15 protein-coding genes and 1 pseudogene are annotated in these 18,797 nt (G+C 70.6%); 9 read left to right on the top strand and 7 right to left on the bottom strand.

Features of this window, described 5'->3' with window-relative positions; translation table 11 throughout:
• Positions 1-184 precede the first annotated feature (184 nt).
• The 6 genes from ACZ6BB_RS17745 (at position 185) to ACZ6BB_RS17770 (ending at position 8,574) form a co-directional block, all read left to right on the top strand.
• On the top strand, positions 185-1,051 hold the full coding sequence (locus ACZ6BB_RS17745; protein WP_471616085.1) for an MHYT domain-containing protein: 867 nt from the start codon (positions 185-187) through the stop codon (positions 1,049-1,051).
• 39 nt (positions 1,052-1,090) lie between these two features.
• A complete protein-coding gene (gene uvrB / locus ACZ6BB_RS17750) occupies positions 1,091-3,220 on the top strand; it encodes an excinuclease ABC subunit UvrB (RefSeq protein ID WP_471616086.1) in 2,130 nt (709 codons plus the stop codon).
• 172 nt (positions 3,221-3,392) lie between these two features.
• Positions 3,393-3,971 carry a TerD family protein gene (locus tag ACZ6BB_RS17755; protein WP_471616087.1) on the top strand — a complete coding sequence of 193 codons (579 nt, stop codon included), beginning with the start codon at positions 3,393-3,395 and terminating at the stop codon, positions 3,969-3,971.
• A gap of 47 nt (positions 3,972-4,018) precedes the next feature.
• Complete coding sequence (locus ACZ6BB_RS17760; protein WP_471616088.1) at positions 4,019-6,082, top strand: TerD family protein; 2,064 nt, start codon at positions 4,019-4,021, stop codon at positions 6,080-6,082.
• A 279-nt stretch (positions 6,083-6,361) separates the two neighbouring features.
• The gene (locus ACZ6BB_RS17765; protein WP_471616089.1) at positions 6,362-7,363 is read left to right on the top strand and encodes a TerC family protein; all 1,002 of its coding nucleotides are present in this window, start codon (positions 6,362-6,364) and stop codon (positions 7,361-7,363) included.
• 110 nt (positions 7,364-7,473) lie between these two features.
• The gene (locus tag ACZ6BB_RS17770; protein WP_471616090.1) at positions 7,474-8,574 is read left to right on the top strand and encodes a calcium:cation antiporter; all 1,101 of its coding nucleotides are present in this window, start codon (positions 7,474-7,476) and stop codon (positions 8,572-8,574) included.
• Between the two features lie 43 nt (positions 8,575-8,617).
• On the opposite strand, the gene ACZ6BB_RS17775 is transcribed toward ACZ6BB_RS17770, so the two are convergent.
• The gene (locus ACZ6BB_RS17775) at positions 8,618-9,895 is read right to left on the bottom strand and encodes an MFS transporter (RefSeq protein ID WP_471616091.1); all 1,278 of its coding nucleotides are present in this window, start codon (positions 9,893-9,895) and stop codon (positions 8,618-8,620) included.
• Positions 9,896-10,018: 123 nt separating this feature from the next.
• A complete protein-coding gene (locus ACZ6BB_RS17780; protein ID WP_471616092.1) occupies positions 10,019-11,065 on the bottom strand; it encodes a S66 family peptidase in 1,047 nt (348 codons plus the stop codon).
• 104 nt (positions 11,066-11,169) lie between these two features.
• Here ACZ6BB_RS17780 and aroQ point away from each other — a divergent pair, with 104 nt between their 5' ends.
• Positions 11,170-11,643 carry a type II 3-dehydroquinate dehydratase gene (aroQ, locus tag ACZ6BB_RS17785; RefSeq protein ID WP_471616093.1) on the top strand — a complete coding sequence of 158 codons (474 nt, stop codon included), beginning with the start codon at positions 11,170-11,172 and terminating at the stop codon, positions 11,641-11,643.
• 88 nt (positions 11,644-11,731) lie between these two features.
• Here aroQ and ACZ6BB_RS17790 read toward each other — a convergent pair whose 3' ends face one another.
• The 5 genes and pseudogenes from ACZ6BB_RS17790 to ACZ6BB_RS17810 all read right to left on the bottom strand — a co-directional run bounded on the left by ACZ6BB_RS17790 (position 11,732) and on the right by ACZ6BB_RS17810 (position 15,582).
• A complete protein-coding gene (locus tag ACZ6BB_RS17790) occupies positions 11,732-12,514 on the bottom strand; it encodes an amino acid ABC transporter ATP-binding protein (RefSeq protein ID WP_471616094.1) in 783 nt (260 codons plus the stop codon).
• Positions 12,511-13,428, bottom strand: a complete 918-nt coding sequence (locus ACZ6BB_RS17795; RefSeq protein ID WP_471616095.1) for an amino acid ABC transporter permease — start codon at positions 13,426-13,428, stop codon at positions 12,511-12,513. Before ACZ6BB_RS17795 ends, ACZ6BB_RS17790 begins: the two co-directional genes overlap by 4 nt.
• The gene (locus tag ACZ6BB_RS17800; RefSeq protein WP_471616096.1) at positions 13,425-14,324 is read right to left on the bottom strand and encodes an ABC transporter substrate-binding protein; all 900 of its coding nucleotides are present in this window, start codon (positions 14,322-14,324) and stop codon (positions 13,425-13,427) included. Before ACZ6BB_RS17800 ends, ACZ6BB_RS17795 begins: the two co-directional genes overlap by 4 nt.
• Before the next feature lie 328 nt (positions 14,325-14,652).
• Positions 14,653-14,841, bottom strand: a pseudogene (locus tag ACZ6BB_RS17805) (MBL fold metallo-hydrolase); the annotation flags it as partial.
• A gap of 117 nt (positions 14,842-14,958) precedes the next feature.
• Entirely contained in the window at positions 14,959-15,582 is a 624-nt protein-coding gene (locus ACZ6BB_RS17810) for a TetR/AcrR family transcriptional regulator (protein WP_471616097.1), read from the bottom strand.
• 419 nt (positions 15,583-16,001) lie between these two features.
• Between ACZ6BB_RS17810 and ACZ6BB_RS17815 the strand changes: the two genes are divergently transcribed.
• On the top strand, positions 16,002-17,024 hold the full coding sequence (locus ACZ6BB_RS17815; RefSeq protein WP_471116320.1) for an NAD(P)/FAD-dependent oxidoreductase: 1,023 nt from the start codon (positions 16,002-16,004) through the stop codon (positions 17,022-17,024).
• Between the two features lie 94 nt (positions 17,025-17,118).
• A complete protein-coding gene (locus ACZ6BB_RS17820; RefSeq protein ID WP_471616098.1) occupies positions 17,119-18,750 on the top strand; it encodes an MFS transporter in 1,632 nt (543 codons plus the stop codon).
• Positions 18,751-18,797: the final 47 nt, after the last annotated feature.

Below are 18,797 nucleotides of genomic sequence, written 5' to 3' on the forward strand. Positions count from 1 at the left end.
TGCCCAAGTCCGCTCACGGGCACCGCACAAGTGAGGCAAGGACGTGTTTCTTTGCCGGAAAATCGTTCGACCATTCCGGTGGGGGTCATACTCTCTGCGACACCCTGACCGTCGTGGCGGTCCCGGGGCGGGGCACGACAGGGAAACCGACAGGGACGCGACAGGGCGGGAAAGGCAGCCGCGAATGCAGGGCACGGTCGACGGCTTCAGCTACGGACTCGTCACACCGGTGGTGGCCTATCTCATGGCCTGCCTCGGCGGCGCGCTCGGTCTGCGCTGCACCACCAGATCGATGCTCGTGGACGGGCGGCGGCGGATCGGCTGGCTCGCACTGGGCTCGGCGGCCATCGGCTCCGGGATCTGGACGATGCACTTCGTGGCGATGATGGGGTTCAAGGTCCTGCAGACCCCGGTCGGGTACGACCCCCTGACCACCTTCGCGAGTCTCGCCGTGGCGATCGTCATGGTCGGTATCGGCATCTTCATGGTCACCTCCAAGGGGGCGACGGGGGCCGCGCTCTTCACCGGCGGCACCATCACCGGACTGGGCATCGCCTCCATGCACTACCTGGGCATGGCCGGACTGCGTCTGAACGGGACGCTCGAATACGAGACGGTCACCGTGGCCGCGTCCGTCGTGATCGCCGTGGTGGCCGCCATCGCCGCCCTGTGGGCCGCCGGTCAGGTCCGCGGCTTCCTGTGGAGCGTCGGCGCCAGCCTCGTGATGGGGATCGCCGTCAGCGGCATGCACTACACGGGCATGGCCGCCCTCGACGTCCATCTGCACGGTGCCGCCACCGCCCCGGCCGACGGTGCCTCGTCCGCCGGTCTGCTCGCCCCGCTCATCATCGGCCCGCTGGTCTTCCTGCTGCTCGCCGGCGTCGTCGTGATGTTCGACCCGTTCATGATCATGGGAAGGTTCCACACGGTTCCGGTCGAGCGGCGGCCCGGCATTCCGGCCCAGGCCACCGCGCACACCTGCCGGCACCCGGAGTCCCGCGTCGCCCGGGAGCACCGCGACAGCCGCTCCCGCACCCCGCAGAACCGCTGATCGGAGCCCGTTGTCAGTGCGGGGTCGTACGGTTGATTCATGCGGCCCGTTTCCAAGATCGAACGCACGGTGGCGCCCCTCGAGGTCGTCAGCCCCTACCAGCCGAGCGGTGACCAGCCCACCGCCATCGCCGAGCTCGCCCAGCGCATCGGGGCGGGTGAGAAGGACGTCGTCCTGCTCGGCGCGACCGGTACCGGCAAGTCCGCCACCACCGCGTGGATGATCGAGAAGCTCCAGCGCCCCACCCTGGTGATGGCGCCGAACAAGACCCTGGCCGCCCAGCTGGCCAACGAGTTCCGCGAGCTGCTGCCGAACAACGCGGTCGAATACTTCGTCTCGTACTACGACTACTACCAGCCCGAGGCGTACGTCCCGCAGTCGGACACCTACATCGAGAAGGACTCCTCGATCAACGAGGAGGTGGAGCGCCTGCGCCACTCCGCGACCAACTCGCTGCTCACCCGGCGGGACGTCGTCGTGGTCGCCTCGGTCTCCTGCATCTACGGCCTCGGCACGCCCCAGGAGTACGTGGACCGCATGGTCCCCCTGCGGGTCGGCGAGGAGTTCGACCGGGACGAGCTGCTGCGCCGCTTCGTGGACATCCAGTACACGCGCAACGACCTGGCGTTCACCCGCGGCACCTTCCGCGTCCGCGGCGACACCATCGAGATCTTCCCGGTCTACGAGGAACTCGCCGTCCGCATCGAGATGTTCGGCGACGAGATCGAGGCCCTCTCCACGCTCCACCCCCTCACCGGCGAGATCATCAGCGACGACCAGCAGCTGTACGTGTTCCCCGCCTCGCACTACGTCGCGGGCCCCGAGCGTCTGGAGCGCGCCGCCAACGACATCGAGAAGGAGCTGGGGGAGCGCCTGGCCGAGCTGGAGAAGCAGGGCAAGCTACTGGAGGCCCAGCGGCTGCGCATGCGCACGACCTACGACCTGGAGATGCTCCGCCAGATCGGCTCCTGCTCCGGCGTGGAGAACTACTCGATGCACTTCGACGGCCGCGAACCCGGCTCCCCGCCGAACACCCTGCTGGACTACTTCCCGGACGACTTCCTCCTCGTCATCGACGAGTCCCATGTGACCGTGCCCCAGATCGGCGCGATGTACGAGGGTGACGCCTCCCGCAAGCGCACCCTCGTCGACCACGGCTTCCGGCTGCCCTCCGCCCTCGACAACCGCCCCCTGAAGTGGGAGGAGTTCCAGGAGCGCGTCGGCCAGACGGTCTACCTCTCGGCGACCCCCGGTCAGTACGAGCTGTCCCGCTCCGACGGCCACGTCGAGCAGATCATCCGCCCCACCGGCCTGGTCGACCCCGAGGTCGTCGTCAAGCCCACCGAGGGTCAGATCGACGACCTGGTGCACGAGATCCGGCTGCGCACCGAGAAGGACGAGCGGGTCCTGGTCACCACCCTCACCAAGAAGATGGCCGAGGACCTCACCGACTACTTCCTGGAACTGGGCATCCAGGTCCGCTATCTCCACAGCGATGTCGACACCCTGCGCCGTGTCGAACTGCTGCGCGAGCTGCGGGCCGGTGAGTACGACGTCCTGGTGGGCATCAACCTCCTGCGGGAGGGCCTCGACCTCCCCGAGGTCTCCCTGGTGGCGATCCTCGACGCCGACAAGGAGGGCTTCCTGCGCTCCGGGACCTCACTGATCCAGACCATCGGCCGCGCGGCGCGCAACGTGTCGGGGCAGGTCCACATGTACGCCGACAAGATCACCCCGGCGATGGCCAAGGCCATCGACGAGACCAACCGACGCCGGGAGAAGCAGGTCGCCTACAACAAGGCGAACGGCATCGACCCCCAGCCGCTGCGCAAGAAGATCAACGACATCGTCGCGCGGATCGCCCGCGAGGACGTCGACACCGAGCAGCTCCTCGGCACGGGCTACCGCCAGGGGAAGGACGGCAAGGCCGCCAAGGCCCCCGTCCCCGCCCTCAAGGGCAGGGCGGCCGGGGCGGCCAGGGGCGGAGCGAAGGAGGCCCCTCCGACTGACCGCCCCGCCGCCGAGCTGGCCCAGCAGATCGAGGAGATGACGCAGCGCATGCGTGCGGCCGCCGCCGACCTGCAGTTCGAGATCGCCGCCCGGCTGCGTGACGAGGTGTCCGAGATGAAGAAGGAACTGCGGCAGATGAGGGAGGCGGGGCAGGCCTGACGGCCGGGGCGGACGCCGGGGGAGAGGGCGCACCCCCGGCGCGGACGCGATGTGTTGCAAGACCGACACAAAGTGCCACACAGGCTGCGGCAACGCCCGTGCCGCTGCGTAAGGTGCTGCACATCCGTGGACTCCGCGGAAACAGGGGACAGTTCGAGAGGGGAAACAGCGCGTGACCGTCAACATGACCAAGGGTCAGGCCATCAGTCTGCAGAAGAACGACGGAGGCAGCCTGACCGCGGTACGCATGGGTCTCGGCTGGCAGGCTGCCCCCAGGCGCGGCCTGTTCGGATCCCGCACCCGTGAGATCGACCTCGACGCCTCCGCCGTGCTGTTCGCGGACAAGCAGCCCGTCGACGTCGTCTTCTTCCGCCACCTGGTGAGCGACGACGGCTCCGTCCGTCACACCGGCGACAACCTCGTCGGCGGCGCTGGACAGGGCGGCGACGACGAGGCGATCCTCGTCGACCTGGCCAGGGTGCCGGTCCACATCGACCAGATCGTCTTCACCGTGAACTCGTTCACGGGCCAGACCTTCCACGAGGTGCAGAACGCGTTCTGCCGTCTGGTCGACGAGACCAACGGCCAGGAGCTCGCGCGCTACACCCTCGCGGGCGGCGGCCAGTACACGGCCCAGATCATGGCCAAGGTGCACCGCGCGGGCGCCGGATGGCAGATGACCGCCATCGGCACACCCGCCAACGGGCGCACCTTCCAGGACCTGATGCCGGCGATCCTGCCGGTTCTCTAGGCGAGCACGACGCGGCACGCGGTGAGCGACACAGGGGGACGAAGTCGATGACGGCCGAGCTGGTCCGGGGGCAGAACCATCCGCTGCCCGAGGCCCGACTGGAGATCCGCGTCTCGGCCGGTACGCCGATCGTGGCCGGGGTCACCCTCGGCGACGAGGGCGGCCGGGTGCAGGGCGTGGAGTGGGTCGCCCATCCCGGCGCGCCCACCCTGCCGGGCGTCGAGGTGCCCAGACAGGCGGCGGCCGACCACCGCCTCGCCGTGGATCTCGACGCCCTGACGCCGTCCGTGCACCGGGCGACCGTGCTGCTCGCCCTGCCGTCCGGCAGCGGCGGACCGGCGCGGTTCGGTGCCGTCGCCGCCCCCTTCGTCGCGGTCACCGGCCTCGACGGCACGGAGGTCGTCAGCTACACCATCACCGACCTGGAGTCGGAGTCGGCGGTCATCGCCCTGGAGCTGTACCGCAGACAGGGTGCGTGGAAGGTCCGCGCGGTCGGCCAGGGGTACGCGGGCGGTCTCGCGGAGCTGCTCGCCGACCAGGGTCTGCCGCAGGCCCAGCAGCTCGCCGGCGGCATCCACGAGGCCGTGCTCCAGGGCCTCGCCCGTTCCGTGGCCGCGCCGCCGCCCCGCATCGGGGAGCCGGACCGCCCCCGCCGGACGGCCGCCCCCGCGCAGGGCCCCGACCAGACCCACGGGGGTTCGGCACCCCAGGGCATGCCCGGGACCACCCCGCCGCAGCAAGGACACCCGCCCGCCTCCCCGTACGGGGCCACACCCCCGTACGGCTCCTCGCCCGACGCCACCCTGCCCGACCACGCGTCGCCGCAGCTCGCAGGCCCCGCCCCGGCCGACCCGTCCGCCGGGACCCAGCCCGCCGCGTCCACCACCGGCGGCCCCGTCGACTACAGCCACCCCGGCCGCCAGACCACCGCGCCGCCGCCTCCGCCGCCGACCGCGCCACCGGCCTCGCCGGGACAACCCGCGCGGCCCGTCGCCGGCGACGCGACCGGCTGGTCCATGGAGGAGCGGCTCTACAACCAGGTGTGGGGCATGTTCGAGGACCTCGCCCGCACCACCGCCGCCTATCGCAGCGCCGTCGACTTCGCCGAGTCGCGCATGGAACAGGAGCTGGACAAGGCCCTGTCCGACCCGCGCAGCAGGATCGGCGGCCAGGGCGACGCGGTGCGCGAGGCCGCCCGCGCCAAGCACGCCCAGCTCGTCGACCGGGCCAGGGAGGCCCTCGACCGCGACCTCGCCCAACTCCGGGCCGAGGCCGACGTCGTCGAGCCCGCGCTGCCCCCCGCCTTCGCGAGCTGGGACAACCCGGTCTGGCACGGCTACCGGGTGCCGATGGAGATCCCGATGGCGCTGCGCCTGGGCGACCTCCGTCTCCCGGAGAGCGAGGACGTGCGCATACCGATGCTGGTCCGGCTGCCGCTGGAACGCGGCCTGTGGGTCGACAGCGGCCGCTCGGGCTCCCGCGACTCGCTCGTCGACTCCGACGAGCTGCGCCGCCGGGCGCTGGACACGGCCGTGGCGCTCGCCGCGCGTCTGCTCGCGGTCTACCCGCCCGGCGAGTTCACCGTGCACGTCGTCGACGCGGCCGGAGCCGGTGTGCCCGCGCTGGCACCGCTGGTGGGCGCCGGTGTGCTCGCAGGGCCGCCCGCCGTCGGAGCCGCGGGTGTCTCCGACCTCCTGGGGCGGCTCACCCAGCGCGTCGACCTCGTGCAGATGGCGGTGCGCGGCGGTGCGGCCGATGCCCTGCCCCCCGGCTTCGACACGGCCGAACAACTGCTGATCGTCAACGACTTCCCGCACGGCTTCGACGACCGCGCCGTCACCCAGCTCCGCTATCTCGCGGACGAGGGCCCGGCCTTCGGCGTCCACCTGATGATGGTCGCCGACCGGCAGGAAGCCGCCGCCTACGGGCCGTTGCTGGACCCGCTGTGGCGTTCGCTGATGCGACTGACGCCCACCCCCGACGACCACCTCGCCGACCCCTGGGTCGGGCACGCCTGGACCTACGAGCCGTCGAACATCCCGCCCGGCAGCCGGGTCATGCAGGACGTCCTCGCCCGCGTCGCGGACGCCCGCCGCTCCTGGAACCGGTGAGATCCCCCTGTACCAAGCCCTTGTAAAGCCCGATGACCTGCGGTTTTGATTCTTCCTTTGCCTGACCCTTTACCTGTTCTTGGTGATTGGGGTACTCTTCTTGTGCGGAGGGGAGTACTCCCTACATGCTGCGGCGTACCCGTCAATACGGATCAATCCTGATCCCGGGGCGTCGGCCCGGCGGCACCAGGCGTTGTGGAACGCACTGGAGGACCGGGTGGAAGAGACCTCCGGTAGCGACGACGCTGAAATTTGCCGTTACGTACTGCCGGAGGCGCAGTGGATGTTTCGACGACCCTTTGGGTCCTGACAGTTGTGGGCCTCGCCGCCCTCATCACGGTCGACTTCTTCATCGGCCGCAAGCCCCATGACGTGTCCATCAAGGAAGCCGGTGTCTGGACGATCGTCTGGATCGTCCTGGCCGCCCTCTTCGGACTCGGGCTGCTCGTCTTCTCCGGCGGCCAGCCGGCCGGAGAGTTCTTCGCGGGCTACATCACCGAGAAGTCCCTGAGTGTCGACAACCTCTTCGTCTTCGTCCTGATCATGGCGAAGTTCTCGGTGCCCACGCAGTACCAGCAGCGGGTGCTGCTGGTCGGTGTGCTGATAGCCCTGGTGCTCCGCGCGATATTCATCGCCGCGGGCGCGGCGATCCTCGCCAGCTTCGCCTGGGTCTTCTACATCTTCGGCGCGTTCCTGATCTACACCGCCTGGAAGCTCATCCAGGAGGCCAGGGCCGAGGAGTCGGACGAGGACTGGGAGGAGAACAAGCTCCTCAAGGCGGCCGAGAAGCGCTTCGGTGTCGCCGACCGGTACCACGGCACCAAGCTGTGGATCGAGCAGAACGGCAAGCGCGTCATGACGCCGATGCTGGTCGTGATGCTCGCCATCGGCACCACCGACATCCTCTTCGCGCTGGACTCGATCCCGGCGATCTTCGGCCTGACCCAGGACCCGTACATCGTGTTCACGGCCAACGCGTTCGCGCTCATGGGCCTGCGGCAGCTGTACTTCCTGATCGGCGGACTGCTGAAGAAGCTGGTCCACCTGTCCTACGGTCTGTCGGTCATCCTCGGATTCATCGGGGTGAAGCTGGTGCTGCATGCCCTGCACGAGTCCGGGGTGCACGTGCCGGAGATCTCCATCCCCGTGTCGCTCGGCGTGATCTGCGCGGTCCTGATCGTCACCACGATCACCAGCCTGATCGCCTCCAAGAAGCAGGCGGCGGCCGAGGCGGCACCGGCGAAGGCCGAAGGCACCGAGAAGGACAGCATCGAGGCCTGACGAAGGCCCGTACCGCACAGCAATCTCTGATGGGGCCCCGCACGACGGAGACGCAGTTCCACGGCGTCCACCGGAGTGCGGGGCCCCTTCACGTCTGAAAGGATCACCGTATGCTCGCTCGGCTCCGGTCGCTCACGACACGATGGACCGATGTCGTCCCGGTGGCCGCGGTCGTCCTGCTCGCTCTCACCTGGGGACGTGGTCTACCCGCCGGGGCCGTCGCGCTGGTGACACTGGTGCTGGCGGGAGCCGTACTGGCCGCCGTCCACCACGCCGAGGTCGTCGCACACCGCGTCGGTGAACCGTTCGGCTCCCTCGTCCTCGCCGTCGCCGTCACGATCATCGAGGTCGCCCTGATCGTCACCCTGATGATCGACGGCGGTGACAAGGGCGCGACCCTCGCCCGCGACACCGTCTTCGCCGCCGTGATGATCACCTGCAACGGCATCGTCGGCATCTGTCTGCTGGTCGCCTCACTGCGCCACGGACTCGCGGTCTTCAACCCCGAGGGCACCGGCGCCGCCCTCGCCACGGTCGCGACGCTGGCCACACTCAGCCTGGTGCTCCCCACCTTCACCACCAGCAAACCCGGCCCGGAGTTCTCCACGGCGCAACTCACCTTCGCCGCACTGTCCTCGCTGGCCCTGTACGGGCTGTTCGTGGCGACGCAGACCGTGCGGCACCGGGACTACTTCCTGCCCATCACCCGCATGGGCGAGGTGATCGCCGAGGACGACCACGCCGAGGCACCGTCGGCCCGCACCGCCAAGATCAGCCTCGGCATGCTCGGTCTCGCCCTCGTCGGCGTGGTCGGCCTGGCCAAGGGGGTCTCGCCCACCATCGAGTCCGGCGTGGACGCCGCGGGCATGCCGCAGGCCGTCGTGGGTGTGATCATCGCGCTGCTCGTGCTGCTGCCCGAGACCATCGCCGCCCTGCGCGCGGCCCGCCGCGACCGCGTCCAGACCAGCCTCAACCTCGCCCTCGGCTCCGCGATGGCCAGCATCGGCCTGACCATCCCGGCCGTCGCCCTCGCCTCCGTCTGGCTCTCCGGCCCGCTCGTCCTCGGCCTCGGCGCCACCCACATGGTGCTGCTCGCCCTCACCGTCGTCGTCGCCTCGCTGACCGTCGTCCCCGGACGCGCGACGCCCCTGCAGGGAGGCGTCCATCTGGTGCTGTTCGCGGCGTACCTGGAACTGGCGGTGAACCCCTAGACCGAGGCCCTGGCGCGGGGCCGTGCGCACGGGCGGGAGAGGCTCACGCCGCGGCGGCCTCCGCCTCCGCCTCCGCCGCCGTCGGCACCGGGCGCGTCTCCGGGAGCAGCGCGAAGCAGCCCAGGCTCAGCACCGCGATCCCGCTCAGATACGCGCCCACGCCCCAGGGCACGCGCCCGTCCTGCGCCACGGCCGTGGCCACGATCGGGGTCAGGGCGCCGCCCAGCACCCCGCCGAGGTTGTAGCCGACGGCCGCGCCCGTGCAGCGCACCCGGGGCTCGTACAACTCCGGCAGATAGGCGGCGACGACGGCGAACATCGTGACGAACGCGAGCATCGCCACGAGGAAGCCGAAGAAGATCAGCAGCGGTTGACCGGTCGCCAGCAACGCGACCATCGGGAACATCCACAGCACGGTGACCCCGCAGCCGATCAGGCACATCGGGCGCCGCCCGTAGCGGTCGCCCAGCACCGCCGCCACCGGCGTCAGGGCGCCCTTCACCACCACGGCGCCCATGACGCAGGTCAGCATGACCGTCCGGCTGACACCGAGCCGTTCGGTTCCGTACGCGAGGGACCAGGTCGTCACCGTGTAGAACACCGCGTACCCGATCGCGAGCGCCCCGGCCGTCAGCAGGACGAGCCGCCAGTGGTCGCGTACGACCTCGGCGAACGGGACGCGCGCGGGCTCCTCGATCCGCAGGAACTGCGGGCTCTCCGTGAGCGAGGACCGCAGCCACAGCCCCGCCACGGCCAGGACGCCCGCCGCCCAGAACGGCACCCGCCAGCCCCAGGAGGCGAACTGGGCCTCCGTCAGGGTCGCCGACAGCGCCAGCATCACACCGTTGGCCAGCAGGAACCCCACCGCGGGCCCGACCTGGGGGAAGCTCGACCAGAGCCCGCGCCGGTCGGCCGGCGCGTGCTCCGCCGTCAGCAGCACCGCCCCGCCCCACTCCCCGCCCAGCCCGAGCCCCTGCAGGAAGCGCAGCACGAGAAGGAGGACGGGAGCCGTTACGCCGATGGAGCCGAACGTGGGGACACAGCCGACGGCCACGGTCGCACCCCCGGTCAGCAGCAGCGAGGCGACGAGCACCGGACGCCGCCCGTGCCGGTCCCCGATGTGCCCGAACAGCACCGAGCCCAGCGGCCGCGCCACGAACCCGACCCCGAAGGTGGCGAAGGCCGCGAGCGTCCCGGCCAGGGGCGAGAACGTCGGGAAGAACAGCGGCCCGAGGACGAGCGCAGCCGCTGTCCCGTAGACGAAGAAGTCGTAGAACTCGATGGCCGTGCCGGCGAGCGAGGCGGACGCGAGTCGCAGCATGGACGGCGGGCTCACGGTGCGTGCTGGATACATGCCGCCTCAACTACCCACGGTGACGGGCGGTTACGGGGGCGTGCGGAGGCTCGCGCGAGATCACTGTGCGCCAGGAGGCGGCAACGGCCCTCAGTAGGTCACGGTGATGCGCCGGGCGGGACCGTCCACCCGGATCACGCCGCCGTAGGGGACGACGAACTGCGGATCGGTGTGTCCGAGGTCCACGTCGAAGACGATCGTGGTGTCGGGGGCGTACGTCCGCATGGCGCGCAGGACGGCCTCCCGCTGGCCGGCCGTGTAACGGGCCGCTTCCTCCGGGGTGGTGGGCCGCTCCAGCGACCACGCCTTGGGGCGTCCCATCAGCAGGGCGGAGAACCGGCGGAGCAGACCGCGTTCGCCCATGTTGCGCAGGGTGCGGAAGACCTCCTCACCGCTCGGCAGCTCCTCCGAGGTCTCCAGGAAGAGCACGCCCCCGTCGAACACGGACAGGTCGCGCGGTATCTCGCGGTCGGCCATCAGCAGCCACGCCAGGATCTCCAGACAGCCGCCCCAGCTCCGGCCCTCCACCACGCGGTCGGCGTTCACCCAGGTCCATCCGGTGCCGGGCACGGTCTCCGGCTCCGCGTCGAAGGTCGCCGGGTCGGCCCAGTCACGGTCGACGTCGTTGAAGCGTTCGGCCGGCCGCAGTTCGTAGGGCCCGGAGGTGAACAGGGCGGCGCGCAGGGAGTCGGCGGTCAGCGGGTCCATGGCGACGGACCTGCCGAGCGCGGTCATGACGGTGCCGCCGTGGTAGCCGACGATCCCGGTGGCGTACAGGAACGCCAGCAGGTTGGTGTTGTCGCTCAGTCCGAAGAACGGCTTGGGGTTGGCCCGCAGCAACTCCCGGTCCAGCAGCGGCAGCACGGTGATCTGGTCGTCGCCGCCGATCGACGTCAGCACCGCCTTGACGTCCGGGTCGGCGAAGGCGGCGTGGATGTCGTCGGCCCGCTGCCGCGGGGTGGCGCCCATCTTCCGGGTCGTCGGGTACTCGACCGGTTCGAGGCCGTACTCCTCGCGCAGCCGCCGCAGCCCCAGTTCGAAGGGGCGCGGGAAGAGTCCGGGCAGGCCGGCGCCGGGCGACAGGACGGCGACACGATCTCCGGGAGCGGGCTTCGGCGGATACGAGGGCGTGGTCATGCTGGGGAGGGTACGGCCTCCTGCCGTGCCGTTTCACCGTGATAAACCGGGATCGAGCAGCGGTCTGCGACGGGCCGCGCACTCCCGAAAGGACCGGAGGAACCGTGCCCCGCAGCCTGGCCCACGCCCCGATCATGATTCTCAACGGCCCCAACCTGAACCTCCTGGGACAGCGGCAGCCCGAGATCTACGGCTCGGACACGCTCGCCGACGTCGAGGCGATGTGCGCCGAGGCGGCGGCCGCTCACGGGGGCACGGTGGACTTCCGGCAGTCCAACCACGAGGGCGAACTCGTCGACTGGATCCACGAGGCACGGCTCCACCACAGCGGCATCGTCATCAACCCCGGCGCCTACTCGCACACGTCCGTGGCGATCCTCGACGCGCTCAACACCTGTGACGGGCTGCCCGTGCTGGAGGTGCACATCTCCAACATCCACCGGCGGGAGACCTTCCGGCACCACTCGTACGTCTCCCTGCGCGCCGACGGAGTCATCGCCGGCTGCGGGGTGCAGGGCTATGTGTTCGGTGTGGAGCGGGTGGCCGCGCTGGCGGGGGAGGGGAAGACGCAGGCGTAGCGCCGTCACCGGTAAGTGCGCGCTCGGGCCGGTCCCGGCCCGAGCGCGTGACGCGGAGGGCAGGTCCCGGTCTCCGGGCGGCCGCCCCTCACAGACGGCCCGCCTCCACGATCCGGCGCAGGAACTGCCGCGTGCGTTCCTCGCGCGGGTCGCCGAAGACCTGCTCCGCGGTGCCGTGTTCCAGCACGACGCCTCCGTCCAGGAAACACACCTGGTCGGCGACGTCACGGGCGAAGCCCATCTCGTGGGTCGCCAGCACCATCGTCATGCCGTCGGCCTTCAGGTCACGGACGACGTTCAGGACCTCGCCCACCAGCTCCGGGTCGAGCGCCGCGGTGATCTCGTCGAGCAGCAGCAGCCGGGGGCGTACGGCCAGGGCGCGCACGATCGCCACCCGCTGCTGCTGGCCGCCGCTGAGCCGGTCGGGGTACGCACCCGCCTTGCCGGTCAGCCCCAGCCGGTCCAGGAGGCCATGGGCGTGTTCCTCGGCCTCCGCCCGGCCCACGCCGTGCACCCGGCGCGGAGCGAGGGTGATGTTGTCCAGCACCGTCATGTGCGGGAACAGGTTGTACGACTGGAAGACCACGCCGATGCGGCGGCGTACCGCGTCCTGGTCGACGCGCGGGTCGGTGATCTCCTCGCCGTCCAGCCAGATCGCCCCGTCGTCGATGTCCTCCAGGAGGTTGGCGCAGCGCAGCAGCGTCGACTTGCCGGACCCGGAGGCGCCGATCAGCGCGGTGACGGTGTGCGGGGCGACCTCCAGGTCGACGTCCCGCAGCACGACCGAGCCGCCGAACGTCTTGCGCACGGCCTCCATCCGCAGCACGGGGGAGACCGCGCAGGCGTCCCTCGTCTCCGGGGTGTCGCTCATGTCGTTCCTCCCTGCGCCCGCTGCCGGTCCATCCGGGCCGTGACCCAGTCGGTGAAGCGGGTCATGGGGATGGTCAGGGCGACGAAGACCAGTCCCGCGACGATGTAGGGCGTGTAGTTGAGGCTGCGGCCGACGATGATGTCGGCGGCGCGTACGGCGTCGATCGCGCCGCCGATCGAGACCAGTCCGGTGTCCTTCTGCAGCGACACGAGGTCGTTGAGCAGGGGCGGCACCTGGCGGCGTACCGCCTGGGGGAGCACCACGTGCCGCAGTGCCTGCCGGTTGGTGAGTCCCAGCGAGCGGGCCGCCGCGCGCTGCGAGGGGTGCACCGACTCGATGCCGGCACGGAACACCTCGGCCACGTACGCCGAGTACGTGAGCGTCAGCGCCGTGCCGCCGAGCAGCACCGGGTCGACGGTCACCCCCTGGAGCCGGAGCGCCGGAACGCCCAGCACCACGATCATCAGGTTGATGATCAGCGGCAGACCGCGGAAGAAGTCGGTGTACGCGGCGGCGAGCGCCCGCACGGGGAAGAACACCGGGCCGCGCAGGGTGCGGGCGACGGCGATCAGCATCCCGAGGACGAGGACGGCGACGCCGCAGACCAGCAGCAGCCGGACGTTGAGCCACAGCCCTTCGAGCACCTTCGGCAACGCCTCGCGCGCGTACTCGGCGCTGAAGAACGTCTCCCTGGTGCGCGGCCAGCCGGGGGCGTTGACGACGACCAGATACAGGACGACGGCCGTGGCCAGGGTCGACAGGGCGGCGACACCGGTGGCGCGGCGGGCCCGGTCGCGCCGGTAGCGCTCCCGGTCCAGCCGTCGCCGCGAGGGGACGTAGCCGTCGTCCCCGCCGGACACGTCTGCGTCGCCGCCCGCGTCGTCCTGCCCGGACTCCTGCTTGACGACCGTCACTTGAGCACCGGGGCGTCGACCGCTTCGGAGAGCCACCGCTGCTCGGTCTTCGCCAGCGTGCCGTCCTCGCGCAGCGCGTCCACGGCGGAGGTCACGCAGGACGTGAGGGCACTGCCCTTGTCGAGGACGAGCCCGAACTGCTCGGGCGTGCCGCCCTGGTTCTCGAACTGGCCGACGACCTTCGCGTCCGTCACCTCGGCCGCCGTGATGTAGAAGGCGGTCGGCAGGTCGACCACGATCGCGTCGATCTGGCCGTTCTTCAGCGCGGACTTGGCCTGGTCGTTCTTCGCGTACGCGGCGGCGTCCCGGGACGGCTTCACCACGTCGTCGATGTAGTCCAGGCTGGTGGTGCCGACCTGGGCGCCCAGGTGCAGCTTCCTGAGGTCCGCGATGCTCCCGGCCTTCGCGGCCGCGGAGCCCTTCAGCGCGACGACTGCCTGGCGCACGTCGTAGTAGCCCGAGGAGAAGTCCACGGCCTTCCTGCGCTCGTCGCTGATCGAGACCTGGTTGATGTCGAAGTCGAAGGTCTTCGCGCCCGGCGCGAACGCCTTGTTGAAGGGCACGCTCTGCCAGACGACGTCCTGCTTCGCGTAGCCGAGCCGCTCGGCCACGGCGTAGGCGACGGCCGACTCGAAGCCCTCACCGTTCTTCGGGTCGTCGTTCCTGAACCAGGGCTCGTACGCCGGTTCGTCGGTGGCGACGGTCAGCTTGCCCGGGGTCTTCGTGTCCAACTCGCCCTTGGCGCAGGACGCCCCGGACGCCGAGGCGGAGGCCGAGCCGGAGCCATCCTCCTCCGGCTGCGGGGCGCAGCCCACCGCGACGGCGGCGAGCAGGGCGGCTAGGGCGGCGGAGGCGGCACGGCGCGGGGAGCGCGAGGCTCGCAGGACGGGAAGCATGGCGTGAGATTGACAGCGGGACGTCCCGTTTGTCGAGGTCACCTGGGTAACTGTCCGCATTTTGGGAACGCGTGTTGCATTTCTGTGAACGCGTTCCCGTGCGCGCTGGGCGGGGCCGCCGGCCGAGGGCGGGGATGGGTGGCCGGCGGCCCGTCCGCGCGGGAGCCGTCATCCCGTGCGGACCTGCTTCCAGTGGACTACGCCACGGCGTACGCCGGGAGCGCGCGCGGGATGTCGGCGTGTGTGTTCGATTCACACGGGGCGCGCGGCCGCGGGCTCACGCCCCCGTGCCGGACACCTCACCAACCGCCTTGCAGCTCGGGGGAGTTCACCAGCCTCGTGCGCGCCACTCCGGCAGGTGCGGGCGCTCCGCGCCGAGAGTGGTGTCGTGGCCGTGGCCCGGGTGGACCCATGTCTCGTCCGGCAGGGCGTCGAAGATCTTCGTCTCCACGTCCTGGATGAGACGGGCGAACGCCTCCGGATCCTTGCGGGTGTTGCCCACCCCGCCCGGGAACGCCACAGCATGCGCCAACACACGAGGTCACGGCGGCGCGTAAACCTACGGGCCGCGCCTCCGCGGCGTCGAAGTGGGCCGACCGCATCAGATGTCTGTGCAATGAGGCCAGCCACCTTCTCAGCGGTGACGCGGGCGAGGCAGCAAGGCGAACGCGCTCTCCGCAATCGAAGTCAGGCGGTCAGGGCTGTGGCCGTACGCGCCTACGACATCGGTCCCGCGGATGATGGTCAGCAGAAGGTAGGCAAGGTCGTCGGGATCCGCGTCGGGGTCGATGTCGCCGTTGCGCTGCGCCGCTCGCACACACTCGGCCACCGCCGTCGCGACCACGGAGAAGCAGTCGTTGGCCAGGCGCTTCACCTCGGCGTCGGAGGCGCCGATCTCCAGGGCCATCTTGGCGGCGAAGCAGGCCGCCCCCGCCCGGTCGGACGCGGGGGGTACGTCGGCGGCGAGTGGCACCCCGTGGACGGCGCGGAGCAAGTACCCGTGCAGTCGTTCCAGGGCGCCCTCGTCCGGTCCGGCGAGCATCTTCCGCGGACCCTGCCCCAGCCGGTCGAAGTAGCCGGCCATCGCCTCCAGCAGCACGCCGTGCTTGCCGTCGAACGCGGCATAGAGGCTGCCGCGGCCCAGGCCAGTGGCGGCGCTGATGTCGTCGACGCTCGTGCCGTTGTAGCCCGAGGCGCGGAACTGCCGCTCGGCGGCATGGAGGACGTGGTCGCGGTCGAAGCTTCGTGGTCTCGCCATACACCGAAGGTAAAGCCGACCCGCCGTTATTGACAACCCAGTACAGAACCATCTAGGTTTCTGACTGTTCAGTACACAACCATCCTGAGCTCACCGGACAGGGTGTGTGTACGCCTGGCGCGATGGAGAGCAACCCATGCCTTGGCACTCCTCCGCGCCGCCCGACGTTGCGACGCCTTCCAGGCCGGCAAGGCACGGTCTGATCCTCGCGACCTTGGCGACGGCGAGTTCCGTCGCCGGACTGGATCTGTACATCACGAACGTCGGGCTGTCCTCGGCGCGGGGCACTTCCTGCACCTCGAACAGCCCAAGACGGTCGCCGACCACATCCTCGGCTTCCTGAACAGCTGACCCCCCTCCGACCACCCAGAACTCGAAGGGTTGACCGAACCATGACTGACAAGGAAAGGCAGGAGGCCATGGCTGTGGCGACTCCTCCGTACGCGAGCGACGCACTGGCCGAGGGGACCGTCGACGCGGTGGTGATCGGCGGGGGCGCCGCGGGGCTGAACGGTGCACTGATCCTCGCCCGCTCCCGCCGCTCGGTCGTCGTGATCGACAGCGGCTCCCCGCGCAACGCGCCCGCGGAGGCCGTGCACGGCTTCATCGTCTTTGACGGCACCCCGCCGTCCGAGATCCTTCGACGGGGCCGGGAGCAGGTGCGCCAGTACGGCGGACGCGTCGTGTTCGGCGAGGTGGTCTCGGCCGAGTCCGCCGCCCCGTCGGCGGACGGGGACCTGCGGTTCACCGTCACCCTGGCCGACGGCCGCAGCATCACCGCCCGCCGCATCCTGGTGGCCACCGGTCTCAGGGATGTGCTGCCGGAGGTGCCTGGGCTCGCCGAGCACTGGGGGCACAGTGTGGTGCACTGCCCGTACTGCCACGGCTGGGAGATGCGCGACGAGCCCATCGGCATCCTCGCCACCGGCCCGGCCTCCATCGGCCATGCGTATCTGTTCCGCCAGCTGACCGAGGACCTGACCTACTTCACCCACGGCACCGACCTGGACGAGGACAGCCGCGCCCGCTTCGCCGCCCGCGGCATCCGCATCATCGACGCCCCGGTCACCGAGGTCGTCAACGACGAGGACGGTGCCCTCGCAGGGGTGCGCCTGGCCGACGGCCAGGTCGTGGCCCGCCGCGTCCTCGCGGTCGCCCCGCAGATGCAGGCCCGCACCCAGGGCCTGGAAGGTCTGGGCCTGCCGGTGCAGGACTTGCCGAACAACATGGGCCGCAGTTTCGCCTCTGGCATGGCCGGCACCACCGAAGTGCCGGGTGTGTGGGTGGCCGGCAACGCCACCGATCCGGTCGCCCAGGTCGGGGCATCCGCAGCGGCCGGCGCACTGGCCGGCGACTACATCAACAGGATGCTGGCCACCGCGGACACCGACGCGGCCCTCCAGGGGATCGCCGAGGCAAGCCCACACGGGGCCACAGGATGATCTCGAAGCCCTGAGATCTCAACCCGTCGCCCGCTCCCCTCACGGGCAATTAAGTGATTCCACTCGTCCGCCCCGTCCCACTCAGGAGCTACTGATGCCCTTCCTAGCGAACACCCCCGTGGAGAAAATGACCGGGCCTTACGCGCGGCGCTGGTGGGCGCTGCTCGTGCTGTGCCTGAGCCTGCTGATCACGGTGATGGCGAACACGTCGCTGATCGTCGCCGCCCCCGACATGACCACCGACCTGGGCCTGAGCAGCAGTGATCTGCAGTGGGTCGTCGACTCCTACACCGTTCCGTACGCGGCGCTGATGCTGGTGCTGGGCGCGATCGGCGACAAGTACAGCCGACGCGGCGCGCTGGTGCTGGGTCTGCTGATCTTCGCCGCCGGTTCGGTGATGGGGAGCATGGTCGACGAGACCTCACTGGTCATCGCGGCCCGCGCGATCATGGGTGTCGGTGCCGCGGTCGTGATGCCGGCCACGCTGTCCCTGGTGGTCGCGACCTTCCCCCGGAGCGAGCGGGCCAAGGCCATCACCGCCTGGGCCGCGACCTCCGGGCTGGCGGTAGCCGTCGGCCCGCTCGTCTCCGGCTGGCTGCTCGAGGACCACGCCTGGGGCTCGACCTTCCTGATCAACGTGCCGATCGCCGTCCTCGCCGTGTTCGGCGCGCTCGCCCTGGTACCGCCGTCCAAGGCGGAGGGCATGGGCCGGATCGACTACGTCGGTGGTCTGCTGTCGATCGTCACGGTCGGCTCCCTGATCTACGCCGCCATCGAGGGCCCGCACTCTGGCTGGGGTGTCGGCCCCGTCACCGCCGCCGTGGTCGCCGGTGTCGGTCTGGTCGCCTTCGTCGCCTGGGAGCTGCGGCACCCGCACCCGATGCTGGACGTCCGAAAGTTCGCGCTGCGGCCCTTCAGCGGCTCGATGCTCGCGGTGATGTTCTTCTTCTTCGGCATGTTCGCCGTGATCTACTACGCGACGCAGTTCCTGCAGTTCGTCCTCGGCTACGGCGCCCTGGACACGGGTGTACGGCTGCTGCCGCTGGGCGGTGCGGTCTTCCTCGGGTCCGCGGTGACCGGGGTGCTCGCCCCGAAGCTGGGGGTGAGGGTGATGGCCGTGACCGGCATGGCCGTCGGCACGGCGGGCATGTTCCTGCTCACCCAGATCGACAAGGGGTCGACGTACGGGGACTTCCTGGCGCCGCTGATGATGCTGGGCCTCGCGCTCGGACTGGCCATCTCCCCGGCGACCGACACGATCATGGGCTCCTTCCCCGAGTCCGAGCTGGGCGTCGGCGGCGGTGTCAACGACACCGCGCTCGAGCTGGGCGGGGCGCTGGGCATCGCGGTGCTGGGCTCGCTGCTGGGCACGGCCTATCGAGACGAGCTGACCGACCTGGTGGGCAACCGGCTCCCGGCGGAGGCGATGGAGACCGCCAAGGACTCGGTCGGCGCAGGCCTGGCCGTCGCGGAGCGGGTCGCGCAGGATCCCTCCGCCGGGCCCCAGCAGGCCCAGGCCGCCGTGGACGCCGTCCACCAGGCCTTCGCCCACGGAGTCGCCCAGACCAGCCTCATCGGCGGGATCATCATGGCCGCCGGAACACTGATCGTCCTCGCGGTCCTGCCGGGCCGGCGCGGCTTCGCGAAGCAGAGCGCCGAGCCGGGGGCCGGGACGACGGCGAGCGAGGCGGCGACTGTGCGGGAGCACACCGGGGCCACCCGCTAGATCGCCGGCGGGGCGTCCACCGGATCGCCGGAGCGACGGGCACCGCC

The sequence above is a fragment of the Streptomyces sp. NPDC041108 genome (assembly GCF_055592645.1).

Coding starts and splice junctions, on each gene's coding strand:
- ACZ6BB_RS17815 (WP_471116320.1), top strand. CDS start 16,002: ATGGCTGTGGCGACTCCTCCGTACGCGAGCGACGCACTGGCCGAGGGG.
- ACZ6BB_RS17760 (WP_471616088.1), top strand. CDS start 4,019: ATGACGGCCGAGCTGGTCCGGGGGCAGAACCATCCGCTGCCCGAGGCC.
- ACZ6BB_RS17800 (WP_471616096.1), bottom strand. CDS start 14,324: ATGCTTCCCGTCCTGCGAGCCTCGCGCTCCCCGCGCCGTGCCGCCTCC.
- ACZ6BB_RS17745 (WP_471616085.1), top strand. CDS start 185: ATGCAGGGCACGGTCGACGGCTTCAGCTACGGACTCGTCACACCGGTG.
- ACZ6BB_RS17780 (WP_471616092.1), bottom strand. CDS start 11,065: ATGACCACGCCCTCGTATCCGCCGAAGCCCGCTCCCGGAGATCGTGTC.
- ACZ6BB_RS17810 (WP_471616097.1), bottom strand. CDS start 15,582: ATGGCGAGACCACGAAGCTTCGACCGCGACCACGTCCTCCATGCCGCC.
- ACZ6BB_RS17770 (WP_471616090.1), top strand. CDS start 7,474: ATGCTCGCTCGGCTCCGGTCGCTCACGACACGATGGACCGATGTCGTC.
- uvrB (WP_471616086.1), top strand. CDS start 1,091: ATGCGGCCCGTTTCCAAGATCGAACGCACGGTGGCGCCCCTCGAGGTC.
- ACZ6BB_RS17775 (WP_471616091.1), bottom strand. CDS start 9,895: ATGCTGCGACTCGCGTCCGCCTCGCTCGCCGGCACGGCCATCGAGTTC.
- ACZ6BB_RS17820 (WP_471616098.1), top strand. CDS start 17,119: ATGCCCTTCCTAGCGAACACCCCCGTGGAGAAAATGACCGGGCCTTAC.
- ACZ6BB_RS17790 (WP_471616094.1), bottom strand. CDS start 12,514: ATGAGCGACACCCCGGAGACGAGGGACGCCTGCGCGGTCTCCCCCGTG.